The 12,694-nt window shown below is 58.1% G+C and carries 16 protein-coding genes; 12 read left to right on the plus strand and 4 right to left on the minus strand.

Features of this window, described 5'->3' with window-relative positions; all coding sequences use genetic code 11:
- The first annotated feature begins 301 nt into the window (after window positions 1-301).
- Complete coding sequence (locus ACN0TA_RS01615; protein WP_417579139.1) at window positions 302-673, plus strand: DUF2794 domain-containing protein; 372 nt, start codon at window positions 302-304, stop codon at window positions 671-673.
- A gap of 108 nt (window positions 674-781) precedes the next feature.
- Here ACN0TA_RS01615 and ACN0TA_RS01620 read toward each other — a convergent pair whose 3' ends face one another.
- Entirely contained in the window at window positions 782-1,552 is a 771-nt protein-coding gene (locus ACN0TA_RS01620; protein ID WP_417579141.1) for a Bax inhibitor-1/YccA family protein, read from the minus strand.
- 249 nt (window positions 1,553-1,801) lie between these two features.
- Here ACN0TA_RS01620 and thpR point away from each other — a divergent pair, with 249 nt between their 5' ends.
- From thpR to ACN0TA_RS01650, 6 genes are all read left to right on the plus strand, one after another.
- Window positions 1,802-2,341 carry an RNA 2',3'-cyclic phosphodiesterase gene (gene thpR, locus ACN0TA_RS01625; RefSeq protein ID WP_417579143.1) on the plus strand — a complete coding sequence of 180 codons (540 nt, stop codon included), beginning with the start codon at window positions 1,802-1,804 and terminating at the stop codon, window positions 2,339-2,341.
- 215 nt (window positions 2,342-2,556) lie between these two features.
- Window positions 2,557-3,084 carry an invasion associated locus B family protein gene (locus ACN0TA_RS01630; RefSeq protein ID WP_417579145.1) on the plus strand — a complete coding sequence of 176 codons (528 nt, stop codon included), beginning with the start codon at window positions 2,557-2,559 and terminating at the stop codon, window positions 3,082-3,084.
- A 96-nt stretch (window positions 3,085-3,180) separates the two neighbouring features.
- Window positions 3,181-3,693 (plus strand): invasion associated locus B family protein, encoded by a 513-nt coding sequence (locus ACN0TA_RS01635; protein WP_417579147.1) that lies wholly within the window; start codon window positions 3,181-3,183, stop codon window positions 3,691-3,693.
- Between the two features lie 3 nt (window positions 3,694-3,696).
- Window positions 3,697-4,047, plus strand: a complete 351-nt coding sequence (locus tag ACN0TA_RS01640) for a cupin domain-containing protein (RefSeq protein ID WP_417579149.1) — start codon at window positions 3,697-3,699, stop codon at window positions 4,045-4,047.
- A gap of 124 nt (window positions 4,048-4,171) precedes the next feature.
- Window positions 4,172-5,371, plus strand: a complete 1,200-nt coding sequence (gene rlmN, locus ACN0TA_RS01645; protein WP_417582021.1) for a 23S rRNA (adenine(2503)-C(2))-methyltransferase RlmN — start codon at window positions 4,172-4,174, stop codon at window positions 5,369-5,371.
- 8 nt (window positions 5,372-5,379) lie between these two features.
- Window positions 5,380-5,802: a GNAT family N-acetyltransferase gene (locus ACN0TA_RS01650; RefSeq protein WP_417579151.1), complete on the plus strand. Its 423-nt coding sequence runs from the start codon at window positions 5,380-5,382 to the stop codon at window positions 5,800-5,802.
- A 9-nt stretch (window positions 5,803-5,811) separates the two neighbouring features.
- Here the strand turns inward: ACN0TA_RS01650 and ACN0TA_RS01655 are convergent, their stop codons facing one another.
- The 3 genes from ACN0TA_RS01655 to ACN0TA_RS01665 form a co-directional block, all read right to left on the minus strand.
- A complete protein-coding gene (locus ACN0TA_RS01655; protein ID WP_350056823.1) occupies window positions 5,812-6,009 on the minus strand; it encodes a YqaE/Pmp3 family membrane protein in 198 nt (65 codons plus the stop codon).
- A 75-nt stretch (window positions 6,010-6,084) separates the two neighbouring features.
- Window positions 6,085-6,936, minus strand: coding sequence for a 23S rRNA (adenine(2030)-N(6))-methyltransferase RlmJ (locus ACN0TA_RS01660; RefSeq protein WP_417579154.1), 852 nt, complete (start codon window positions 6,934-6,936; stop codon window positions 6,085-6,087).
- Window positions 6,937-6,943: 7 nt separating this feature from the next.
- Complete coding sequence (locus tag ACN0TA_RS01665) at window positions 6,944-7,591, minus strand: LysE family translocator (protein WP_417579156.1); 648 nt, start codon at window positions 7,589-7,591, stop codon at window positions 6,944-6,946.
- Window positions 7,592-7,748: 157 nt separating this feature from the next.
- On the opposite strand from ACN0TA_RS01665, the gene ACN0TA_RS01670 reads away from it, so the two are divergent.
- The 5 genes from ACN0TA_RS01670 (at window position 7,749) to ACN0TA_RS01690 (ending at window position 12,688) form a co-directional block, all read left to right on the plus strand.
- Window positions 7,749-8,975, plus strand: a complete 1,227-nt coding sequence (locus tag ACN0TA_RS01670) for an argininosuccinate synthase (RefSeq protein WP_417579158.1) — start codon at window positions 7,749-7,751, stop codon at window positions 8,973-8,975.
- Between the two features lie 263 nt (window positions 8,976-9,238).
- Entirely contained in the window at window positions 9,239-9,844 is a 606-nt protein-coding gene (locus tag ACN0TA_RS01675; RefSeq protein WP_417579160.1) for an RNA polymerase sigma factor, read from the plus strand.
- A 47-nt stretch (window positions 9,845-9,891) separates the two neighbouring features.
- Window positions 9,892-10,278: a VOC family protein gene (locus ACN0TA_RS01680; protein ID WP_417579162.1), complete on the plus strand. Its 387-nt coding sequence runs from the start codon at window positions 9,892-9,894 to the stop codon at window positions 10,276-10,278.
- Between the two features lie 194 nt (window positions 10,279-10,472).
- Entirely contained in the window at window positions 10,473-12,299 is a 1,827-nt protein-coding gene (gene typA, locus ACN0TA_RS01685) for a translational GTPase TypA (protein ID WP_417579164.1), read from the plus strand.
- A gap of 83 nt (window positions 12,300-12,382) precedes the next feature.
- On the plus strand, window positions 12,383-12,688 hold the full coding sequence (locus ACN0TA_RS01690) for an ATP-dependent Clp protease adaptor ClpS (RefSeq protein WP_417579166.1): 306 nt from the start codon (window positions 12,383-12,385) through the stop codon (window positions 12,686-12,688).
- Window positions 12,689-12,694 lie beyond the last annotated feature (6 nt).

A 12,694-nucleotide genomic window follows, 5' to 3' on the forward strand; every position in this document is an offset into this window, starting at 1 on the left:
CGATTTGGAGGATGGTATCGACCAGAACAAACCGTCAGATTGTTCCGGGATTAGGCCGGGAAGGGCGCCGGCCAACTGGATCCATGGTTTGGGGGCTCGGTGGATCCAGAGGCCAGCTACTGGAGGCAATGGATAGACACTAGGCTCGCAAAGTGGCGCAAGCAGGGATGGATTGTGGCCTAAATCCGGTCAATTGGTGGAGAGTTTGCGTCCACAGGTCTCACAGTTCACCCTTGCCAGAGCGCACGAACGCGGCAATCATTGGTATGTGTTTGTCACATCGCCATGGAGGGAACCTGGTTTGAGCGAGCGCTTTGACACCAAGAAGGGCGATGTTCATCCCTTCTCTCCGCCCCGCTCTCCCAGCCGGACCGTTCCTGTCGTCAGTTTCGATCGCAAGGAACTTGCGCTGATCCTCAATGTTTATGGACGCAAGGTATCGGCAGGCGAATGGCGGGACTATGCGCTCGATTTCGGGCGCGAACGGGCAATGTTCTCTATCTATCAGCGCGCCTCGGAACGACCAATCTTCGTTGTCGAAAAAAATCCAAAACTTGCGCGGCGCCAGGGCCAGTTTATGGTTGTGGGCAGCGACGGCCGCGTTCTTAAACGTGGCCATGATCTCGCAAACGTGCTGCGCATTCTTGATCCGCAGTTTTACGTTGTGCGCTGAAAGGGCAGCATCGGATACAAGAAAGGCCGCGGATCGAAGTCCGCGGCCCTTTTGATTAGTGTTCACCGAAAGGGCAAATTTGGCGCCTTCCTGCGTCGGATCTGATCCCTATTCGCGATTGCCGAACAGGCGGAGCAGCATCATGAACAGGTTGATGAAGTCGAGGTACAAGGTCAGCGCGCCCATGATGGCGAGCTTGCCCAAGCCTTCGTGGCCGACGTTTTCAGCATAGGCTTCCTTGATCTTCTGGGTGTCATAGGCAGTCAGGCCGACAAAAATCACAACACCGATTGCCGAGATGGCAAAATCGAGAGCCGAGCTCTGCAGGAAGATATTGACCACCATCGCGATGATGATGCCGATCAGGCCCATCATCAGGAATGACCCCATACCGGTCAGATCACGCTTGGTTGTGTACCCGTAAAGGCTCATCGAACCGAACATCGCTGCGGTGATGAAGAACACTTTGGCGATCGAAGCGTCGGTATAGACCATGAAGATCGACGACAGCGAAAGCCCCATCATGGCGGCAAAGCCCCAGAAGGTCGCCTGTGCGGCGCCGAACGAGAGCTTGTTGATACCGAACGAGAGCACAAGCACAAAGGCAAGCGGCGACAGCGCCACGACCCACATCAGCGGGCTCGTATAAAGCAGCACGCCCCATTGGGTCAGGTATGTGCCATTGGCCAGCTGTGCAGCGGCTGCAGTTGCGTCGGCGGTGACGGCCATCTGATTGCCGAAAAAGGCGATCAGGCCCGTGACCACCAGGCCGATGCCCATGTAGTTGTAAACACGCAGCATATGGCTGCGCAGACCTTCGTCGATGGCGGCGGCCGTGCCTACGCGCCCAGCGACGGTCTGACGGTCGTATTGTGCCATTTTCCGTTCCATCCTCAGTTAAAAAATATGCTGTTCGGCCAGCGGAGCGGCACCATGCCGTTCCTGGCCGCGCCAGTTGCCCATCAATATGGAGATGAGGTGTTGAAATTACAAGCGAAACCGGTTGGCCCACAAGCCGTCAGCAGACCCCTGACGGGTTTTTGATCGCGATAAAGCGCGGATGTGCTAGGCTTTGATTCGGCTGCGCCGGATCGGGCCGGTCGGCCGGAACATGGAGGGCTTTTGCTCGTGCCCAGACTGTTTACCGGTTTGCAGATCCCCGAGGATATTGCTTTCGTCCTCTCGCTTAAGCGGGGTGGGCTCTCGGGCGCTCGCTGGATAGATCCGGAAAACTATCACGTCACCCTGCGCTATATCGGAGACATCGACCATCACATGGCCAAGGAGGTCTACGATGCGCTCGAAATGCACGCCGACGTCGATCCGTTCGATCTGACAATTTCCCATCTTGGTGTTTTCGGCGGCAATAAGCCGCGGGCACTTTATGCAGCGATCGAGCCGTCAGAGCCGCTGCTGCGATTGCAAGCCAGTCAGGAGCGGTTGCTGCAGCGCGTCGGGTTGAACCCGGATGGACGCAAGTTCGTCCCGCACGTCACCTTGGCACGCCTGCGCGATACCGGCCCTGCCGATCTGGCGCGTCATATCACCCAGGCAGGGCATTTCGCGCCTATGCGGTTTTCAGTCGATGAGTTTGTCGTATTCTCAAGCCGCGATTCGGTCGGAGGCGGCCCTTACGTGGTTGAACAGGATTATCCGCTGGCCGCTTGAGACGGTTTCGCCATTCAGCCCGCGTTCAGCCCCAAAGGCGCAAGACGCTTCACACAGGCGTGTGATGGATCGGGCCAAATTCCGGCCAAATTCATCCCTAGTTTGTCTCCCGTCGGGAAAAGCCGCGCGTATTTGCTCCTTGGTAACCATAATGGGTGCAGAAAGAGCGGCAGTCATGTGCAGTAAATGAGAGAATTAAGGGGAAGGGTTTGGCGATGAATTCAGCGTTTCGCAGCCACATCCGACGCACGGTAGCCGCCTTGGTTTCCGGTGCGGTCGTGTTTTGTGCCAGCCCGGCGGCTTATGCCGCCACCAATCTGGGGACCTTCGACTTCTGGACGGCCTGGACCGATACCGATGGCGGGGGGAAGATCTGTTACGTCTCTTCGACGCCGCAGACCACAGAGCCCAGCAATGTCAACCGCGGTGCGATCCATTTTATCGTCACCATTCGACCCACAAACCGCAATGAAGTTGCGACGATCGTGGGGTATCCGATCCACGAAACTAACGCCAATGCGTCGGTTTCGGTCGATGGTCGGTCCTATCCCATGGTCACACAGGGAGAATCGGGTTGGCTGGCCTCCATTGAGGATGAGCCTGGTTTTGTTGGCGCCATGCGGGCAGGGTCGAACATGGTCGTTCGCGCCACCTCGCAGCGCGGTACCAACACCGTCGATACATATTCGTTGCGCGGTGTAACAGCAGCCCTCAACAAGGCGGTTGATGAGTGTCCGCAATAGCGTGAGCGCTTGCGCGAAAAGCTTCATTTTGGCAAAGGTCGGGCCCGCCCGGCCTTTTGCATTTGAATCAGACAAGATCGTTTAGGATATCCAATAATGGTATTGCGTTTCGCCAACATCGCGACCCTGGCCGCCCTGTCCGTGGGTGCACTTATGGCACCGGCCCTCGGTCAATCGGTTCGTATTCTTGGCGAGCACAATGCTTGGTCGGCCTATGCAACGACCGAGAGCGCGGGTCAGATCTGCTTTGTGCTTTCCCGTCCGACGGCGACCGAGCCGACGCCAACTGGCTATAGCGACGCATATCTTTACATCACTCATCGCCCGTCACAGGGCATACGGTCGGAAATCAATCTTGTCGCCGGCTACCAGTTTGCGTCCGGCAGCGAGGCGACCCTGACCGTTGGCGGTCAGAGTTTTTCACTTTTTACCCAGGACGACGCCGCCTGGTTGGACGATCCGGCCCAGTCAGCAAGCGCGGTCCAGGCGATCCGGGCAGGCTCGACCCTGTCCATCACTGGTACCAGCGCCGATGGACGAAGCGTGCGCCAGACGTTTTCGCTTTCGGGTGCAACGGCGGCGGGGCGGGCAATGGATGGGGCCTGCTAGGGCATGAGCGCGCCCGTTTCCAAGGCCAATGCCGATCATTATCTATGGGGTGACGGCTGTGATGGCTGGCAATTACTCGCCCGCGCAGACTTGCACGTCATTCACGAGCGAATTCCAGAAGGGGTCGGCGAGACAGCCCATCGCCACGACGTCGCGCGGCAATTGTTCTTTGTTCTCTCGGGCAGCCTGGGTATGGAGCTCGCCGGCGCCACGCATCTTCTGGCGCCCCATGACAGCCTTGAAATCGCACCGGGCGCGGTTCACCGTGCCTTCAACGGGGGCGCGGGTCCGGTCGAATTTCTCGTCATATCGCACCCAAGTACGCGCGGCGACCGGCGGGACGAAACGCTCTGACTTTGCGCGCTCGGGCCGATTGTGCTAGAGGCTGGGCAGGATTGGCGCCAGCCTGCCGCTTGAAACGCGCTTGCCCGAGTCCATATACTCCGAAACCCTCAAAGCCCTTCTGGAAGAAACGCCCATGAGTCTGGCGCTCAATATCGATCATGGATCCGCTCCGCGGCCGCAAAAAAGTGGTCGGCAAGACCTTTTGGGCCTGTCCAAGAAAGACATCAGCGCGAAGCTGGGCGACTTTGGTTTGTCGGACCGTGATGCGCGCATGCGCGCCAGCCAATTGTGGAACTGGATGTATGTGAACGGCACGACCGATTTCGGCGCCATGAGCAATATCGCCAAAGGCTTGCGTGCCGATCTGGCGCAGGCGTTCAGGATCGGGCGCCCGGAAATCGTTTCTGAGCAGGTGTCCAATGACGGCACCCGCAAATGGCTGTTCCGGTTCCGCGATCCGGCTCATCCCAACATGCCGCCGGTCGAGGTCGAAACCGTCTACATCCCCGAAGCCGATCGCGGCACGCTCTGCGTGTCCTCGCAGGTGGGCTGTACGCTCACTTGCTCGTTCTGCCACACCGGTACCCAGAAGCTTGTGCGTAATCTTACTGCCGGGGAAATTCTCGGTCAGGTGATGATGGCGCGTGAACGCCTTGGCGATTTTCCCGGCGGCGTCCGGCCCACCGATGGGCTGGTGCCCCATGGCGACAGCCGTGCCATCACCAATATCGTGATGATGGGCATGGGTGAACCGCTCTACAATTACGACAATGTCAAACAGGCGCTGCTTATTGCTTCTGACGGCGAGGGGCTTTCGCTGTCCAAGCGGCGGATCACTCTATCGACATCTGGCGTTGTGCCCCAGATCGAACCGACAGGTTCAGAGATTGGGGTAATGCTCGCCATTTCGCTGCACGCTGTACGCGACGATCTGCGCGATGTGCTGGTGCCGATCAACAAGAAATGGCCGCTCGAGCAATTGCTCGAGGCGTGTCGGACATATCCGGGCGTTTCCAATGCCAAGCGCATCACCTTCGAATATGTGATGTTGCAGGGGATAAATGATTCCGATGCCGATGCGCGCGAACTTGTGCGGCTGCTGTCCAAGATTCCCGCCAAGATCAATCTGATTCCGTTCAATCCCTGGCCGGGGTCGAATTATGTATGTTCGGATTGGGATCGGATTGAATCGTTTGCCGATATCGTCAATCGGGCCGGTTACGCATCGCCTGTCCGGACGCCGCGCGGTCGGGATATTTTTGCTGCCTGTGGGCAGCTCAAGTCGGAAACCGAACGCCTCAAGAAGAAAGACCGCGAAGCGTTCATGCTCTGAGAGATGCCATGATCACCGTCAAACTGGTTGGCAGCGACGATCTCCATCTCTTGCTTTCAGCCGATGTGTCCGTGTTCGATGACCCGGTCCAGCCAGATCTGGCCAGAGCCTATCTTGCCCATCCCGACTATCTGATCGCTCTGGCCTGCGAGGGGAGCAAGGTCGTGGGTATGGCGTCGGGACTGTTTTACTTCCATCCGGACAAGCCGCTCGAATTCTTCGTCAACGAGGTGGGTGTTGCTGAGAGCCACCAACGCCGCGGCATCGCCAAACGGCTGATGGAAGTGTTGTTTGACGCGGCGCGAAAGCGGGGCGTCGCTTATGCCTGGGTCGGCACCGAGGCCGATAACGTCCCTGCCAAAGCGCTCTATAGTGCGCTCAATGGAAAGGGGCAGTCGATGGCTTACTATGAGTTCGATCTCAAAGCGTGACCGATGGGCTTAACGCCGGAACGCAACGTCGTCGCGCGTGCGGTAGCTGGCGATGATCCAGATCGCGTGGATGAGGCCGGGAATATAGCCAAGCAGGGTCAGCAGAATGTTGAGCCAGAAATGCAGCCCGAACCCGACACGCAGAAACACACCGAGTGGGGGGATAAGAATCGAAAACAAGATCCTGATAAAATCGCCGAAGGTCATATGTGCGGTTCCACAATCTAAAAGTTTGCTTGAATATGGGGATAAGTCGGCCAACCGCAAGAGTGTTCCGCCGGTTCAGCTTTCGCCTCGCACCCATTCGATATGATAGCGACCACGCCCCTCGTCAGATAGCACCTCGGCTAGTTTGGGCAGGAGCTTGCGCATTTCACCTTCGAGCACGAAGGGCGGATTGACGACAATCATGCCGGTGCCATGCAGCCGCGGTGGAAATGACGGCGCGCGGATTGTCAGCTCCAGACGCAGGATTTTGGTAATACCGCTCGCCCGCAGACTGTCGACATAGGCACTAACATCTTTTGGATCCTTGATCGGATACCAGAACGCGTAGATCCCGCCTGGCCAACGCGCATGGGCTTTGGCCAGCGCCTGCACCATGCGCTCGAACTCGCCCTTGATTTCAAACGGGGGGTCGACAAGCACCAGGCCACGTTTCTCCTTGGGTGGCAAATGGGTGCCCATGGCGGCCCATCCGTCGAGCTGGGTTATCCGCGTCTGGATATCGCCTGCAAAATTCTCCTTAAGGGCTTCCGCGTCCGCTGGATGCAGCTCGAGCGCCATAAGCCTGTCCTGGGCCCGCAGCATATGGCGTGCGATGAACGGTGAACCGGGATAATAGCGCAACTCGCCTTGAGCGTTTTGCGCGTTGACCGCCGCCAAATAGGGCGCAATCAGCTCAGCATCCGCGCTGCAGAGCTTTGCGACCATTAATCGCGCGATGCCTTCGCGCCACTCCCCGGTCCGACCTGCCTCATCGCCGAGAAGGTCATACAGGCCGACACCTGCATGGGTGTCGATCACCCGAAAACCTGCATCCTTGCGCATCAGATAGGCGAGGATGCGGGTGAGTATTGTGTGTTTGACCACATCGGCAAAATTGCCCGCATGGAAGGCGTGGCGATAATTCATGGAAAATCTATTTTCTGGCTTCGGCCGTCAGGATGGTCACAGCGAAGGCGGCAAAAACCGCGGCAAACGACCAGTTGAGCGCTTTTTGAAAGCGCGTCGAGCGCATCAGGGTTTCGGTCAGCCATTGTGCCCCAAATACGATGCCCACGACTATGGGCAGCGAGAGGATGACGAATTCGGCCCCCAGAAAGACCAGCTTGGCGGCAGCATTTGGATCGGACGCCGAAACGAACTGGGGCAAAAAGGTAACAAAGAACAGCGCGACCTTGGGGTTGGTCAGATTGATCCCAAGCCCGGTGAGGTAAGAGTTTTTCAGGCTCGGGACCTTGCCCGAGCTACGAGCAACTGTAAGCCCGGTGCCCGATCGGATGGCCGTATAGGCGAGCCAGAGCAGATATAGCGCCCCGGCAATCTTGAGTGCCCAGAAGGCCGCCGGCGCCGTAACGATCAGGATCGAAATGCCGAAGGCCGCAAGCATCGTGTGGACGGCTATGCCGGTCACCGCACCACCAACCGTTGCAAATCCATGCCTGAGCCCGAAATTGACGGTGCGCGAGATAAACAGGGCCATGTCGGGGCCGGGCGTAATTGCCAGCACGATTGCTGCGAGCGCGAAAGCCAGGATGATCGAAAGATCAGGAGCATAGACCAGCATTTTGGGGTGTCCGGCAAATGGGCGATTGGGCCAGACCATGCGCGTGCGCGCCGCGCTGCGCAACCCGATTTTTGCGCCAATATGGACAGAACGGGTGCGATCTGATTAGTGTCGCGCCAACTTATCCCAGCCTGTCAAAGCGGTTATCGGTCACGCAATGAGCAAAGACATCAATAAAGTCGTCCTCGCCTATTCGGGGGGACTTGATACCTCGATCATCCTCAAATGGCTCAAGCAGGTCTATGATTGCGAGGTGGTGACATTTACTGCCGATCTCGGCCAGGGTGAAGAGCTAGAGCCGGCCCGTCAGCGCGCCGAAATGATGGGCATCAAGGAAATCTATATCGAGGATCTGCGCGAAGAGTTCGTGCGTGATTTCGTGTTTCCCATGTTCAGGGCCAATGCGCTTTATGAAGGCGTTTATCTTCTGGGCACGTCTATCGCTCGTCCGCTGATCGCCAAACGGCTTGTCGAAATCGCCGAAGCCACTGGTGCTGATGCCGTAGCGCATGGCGCAACCGGCAAGGGCAATGATCAGGTTCGCTTCGAATTGTCGGCCTATGCGCTCAATCCGGGCATCCGGGTCATCGCGCCGTGGCGCGAATGGGATCTGCAGAGCCGCACAAAGCTCATCGAGTTTGCCGAGCAAAACCAAATCCCCGTCCCAAAAGACAAGCGCGGCGAAGCACCATTCTCGGTTGACGCCAACCTGCTCCATACCTCGTCAGAGGGTAAGGTTCTTGAAGATCCGGCCATCGAAGCGCCCGATTACGTTTTCCAGCGCACTGTCGATCCGGTCGATGCGCCCAACACGCCGGAAACCATCACTATCGGGTTCGACAAGGGCGACGCGGTTTCGGTCAATGGTGAGGCACTTTCGCCTGCCGCGTTGCTCACAAAGCTCAATGAGCTGGGTGGCAAGCACGGCATTGGGCGGCTCGATCTCGTCGAGAACCGCTTCGTTGGCATGAAAAGCCGCGGCATTTATGAAACGCCGGGCGGCACGATCCTGCTCGCAGCCCATCGTGGCATTGAATCGATTACGCTCGACCGTGGTGCAGCGCACCTTAAGGACGAGATCATGCCCCGTTACGCTGAGCTGATCTACAATGGCTTGTGGTATTCACCCGAGCGCGAAATGTTGCAGGCGCTTATCGACAAGAGCCAGGAATTTGTGGGCGGCGAAGTCACGCTCAAGCTCTACAAGGGCTCAGCCAATATTGTTGGCCGTTCCTCTCCCTATTCGCTGTATTCGGAAGATCTGGTGACCTTTGAAGAAGGCACTGGAACCTACGATCACCACGATGCCGAGGGTTTTATCAAGCTCAATGGCTTGCGTCTGAAAACCTACGGCGCACGCAAATTGCGGCTCGGCCGCGGCTAGTTGGAACCGGGGGCCGGGCCGCGCGGCGATGGTATCGTCTTGGGCCAAGAGCATCGGCCTGACCCTGTTGCCGGAAATTTGAGCCGTTGCGCCGATTTCGGCGGAGCGGCTCAAGCCGCAGCGCGCGCTTGCCGTCGTTGAAGCTGTTTGTTCTCGCAGCCGATCGATCGCGCAGCTATGTTGGCAGGGCTCGATGCCCCCAAACGCGGATCCGGCCAGGTCCGACACCTGGGCCGGATCGATAGACGGAAAGCCCCAAGGCGATGCGCCCGAATGTGCCCTATTCCCAGTTGCTGGCTCTGGCGCGACGTTACGCCCGGCGGAGCGATGAGGCCGAAGACGTCGTTCAAGAGGTTCTGATCGCTGCGGTTGCTGCGGATCGCAGCGATTTTTCACAACCTGCCGATCGGCGCTGGATGGCCGGCGCCATTCGCAAACGCGCTGCATTCGATGCCCGTTCTGCCGCCCGCCGCCGCGAGCGCGAAGCGCGCTGGCAGGCACAAGCGAGCCCACTCGATGCTCCGCAGGGCGATGCGCTCAATGTCATCCTCGCCGATTTGCCAAAGGGGCTGCGGGTCGTTGCAGCGCTTGCACTTTCGGGTCATTCAAAAGCAGAAATCGCCTATTTGCTCGATTTGCCCGACACGGCGTTGCGCCAGCGCATACGCGCTTTGAAACTGGCGTTGGCACAAAAAGGGGTTGCCATGCCTGCCGAAATGATCGGACTCAATCTCGATCTGGCCTATGGCACCATCCGCGACAGCCTCGTGCCGGCTTTGCAGCGCCATGGCGGCGCGTTTGCCACCCACGACCCTGACGGGCATGTTTTTGTCGTGCGAACGGGAAAGCCGACCTCACAAAAGCGCTGAACGCGGCAACATTGAGTGTTTCGAATCCTAAATCAAAGGAGTTTTCAATGACCATGCCCAAACTGCAGGCGCCCAGCCTTGTGTTCTACGTATCGGACATAACACGCACCGAAGCCTTCTATCGTGACGTCCTGGGGATCGAGGTTGAGCGCCGCGAGGGGGCTGATCCCTTCTGGCTCAACGCAGCATTCGAAGGCGGTTTCGAGGTGATATTTTTCCAGCAGGAAGGCAAGCGTGGGGATACGCCCGCGCTGATCTTCGACCTGCGCGAAGGGGGGATCGATGATGCGGTTGCCGCGTTGGCCGAGAAGGGGGTAACCATCGTGACGCCCGTCTCGGAAGCGCCAGGAGGATGGAGTGCCGACTTTCTGGACCCGGATGGTTTTGGTCTGGGACTATGGCAGTCCGAAGACCTTCCGCGATCGCTGAAATAGCTGTTGCACAGCGCGAAGGTGGGGCTTTGTCGCCTTCGCGCATGCCAGCCCTGCGCCGTTTTTTCTTGTTTGACAGTCAATCGTAATGTAAGGCAGCCCAATTATTTACTTTGTCGCGTTTCCGAACTGCAAGAGTGGCTGCCACTTTTGTTGGAAACACTCCGGTAAATCCCGAAAATGGCTGGCCCCACCTTATGAGCTTGCGCAATATTGCGATCATTGCCCACGTTGACCATGGCAAAACGACATTGATTGACGTTCTGCTTCGGCAGTCCGGCACCTTCCGCGACAACCAGCGCGTCGATGAACGCGTCATGGATTCCAACGATCTGGAAAAAGAACGCGGCATCACCATTTTGGCGAAGGTCACTTCGCTCAACTGGAAAGACACGCGGATCAACATCCTTGATACGCCGGGTCACGCCGACTTTGGTGGCGAAGTCGAGCGCATCCTCTCGATGGTCGACGGCGCGGTTATCCTTGTGGACGCTGCCGAAGGTCCGATGCCGCAGACCAAGTTCGTCCTGTCCAAGGCGCTCAAGATCGGCCTGCGCCCTATCGTTGCGATTAACAAGATCGACAAGCCCGAAGAGCGGCACAACGAAGTGCTCGACGAGATTTTTGATCTTTTCGTTTCGCTCGATGCGACCCCCGAACAGCTCGATTTCCCGGTTCTTTATGGTTCGGCCAAGCAAGGCTGGATGGCCGGAGACCCGTCTGGTCCCAAGGAAACAATGGGGCCGTTGCTCGACAAGGTCGTAGAGCATTTCGAGGAACCCAAGGTCGAAGAAGGCCCCTTCCAGATGCTGGTCACGACCATCGAGCGCAACGCGTTCCTGGGCCGCATTCTGACGGGGCGTGTTTTTTCAGGTTCGGTCAAACCCGGCGATACCGTCCACGCGCTTTCGCGCGACGGCAAGACCGTCGAAAAGGGCCGTATCTCAAAGGTTCTGGGTTTCCGTGGTCTCGAGCGTGAGCCCATCGAAGAGGGCAAGGCCGGCGATATCGTCGCGCTTGCCGGTCTTGAGGTAGCAACGGTTGCCAATACAATCGCAGTGCCCCAGATCACCTCGCCGCTTGAAGCCAAGCCGATCGATCCGCCCACCCTGTCGGTCACCTTCCGCATCAATGACGGCCCGCTGGCCGGCCGTGAGGGCGACAAGGTTCAGAGCCGCGTCATCCGCGAGCGTTTGCTGCGTGAAGCCGAAGGCAATGTTGCGATCCGCGTGACGCCGGGCGACGATAATGATTCCTTTGACGTTGCCGGTCGTGGTGAACTCCAGCTTGGCGTTCTGATCGAAACCATGCGCCGCGAAGGGTTCGAATTGTGCCTTGGACGCCCCAAAGTGCTGTTCCGCGAAGAAAACGGGCAAAAGCTTGAGCCTATTGAAGAAGTCATCATCGACGTCGATGACGAGTTTTCTTCCGTTGTGGTGCAAAAGCTGACCGAACGCCGTGGCGATCTCGTCGAAATGCGCCCCTCGGGCGCTGGACGCACGCGTGTCCGCCTCTATGTGCCGACTCGTGGCCTTATCGGTTATCAGGGCGAGCTGCTGTCGGATACGCGCGGTACGGCGATTTTCAACCGCGTCTTCCACGAATATTCCCCGTTCAAGGGGCCGCTGCCAATGCGGCGCACCGGCGTGCTGATTTCCAACGCTACAGGCCAGGCTGTCGCCTATGCGCTGTTCAACCTCGAAGATCGTGGTCCGATGCTGATCGAGCCGGGTGTCGATGTCTATGAAGGCATGATCATCGGGGAGCACAACCGCGAGAACGATCTCGAGGTCAACGTGCTCAAGGGCAAGCAGTTGAGCAACATTCGCACGACTTCGAAAGATGAGGCGATCCGGCTGACACCGCCCAAACGTCTCAGCCTCGAACAGGCGTTGAGCTACATTTCCGACGATGAATATGTCGAAGTCACGCCCAATTCGGTGCGTTTGCGCAAGATTCATCTCGATCCCCATGACCGCAAGCGCGCGTCGCGTGCTGCCGCCGCCGAGGCTGCGGCGAGCTGATCGTTCTTGAAGTTGATTTGGAATTGATGCGGAGCGGACCTATATTAACGGGCCCGCTCCGCCCATTTTAAAGAGGTGCCGTCATGAGCGATACTTCGACAAAACAACGCACGCAGACAAAGCTCAAGACCGCGCGGCCCAAGCTGCACAAGGTCATTCTCATCAACGATGATTACACGCCGCGCGACTTCGTCGTGAAGGTGCTTGAATCGATTTTCCGGCTCGGCGAGCCGCAGGCGGAATCGATAATGATGACAGCCCACCAGAAGGGCGCTGCCGTCATCGCCGTCTACACCAAGGAAATTGCCGAGACCAAAGCTGAGGAAGCCATTGAGTTGTCCCAACAGTTCGGCTTCCCCCTTATGGTCACGACCGAACCCGAAGAATAGGGGGGC

It is taken from the genome of Pelagibacterium sp. (assembly GCF_048264985.1).
Taxonomy (GTDB): Bacteria; Pseudomonadota; Alphaproteobacteria; order Rhizobiales; family Devosiaceae; genus Pelagibacterium.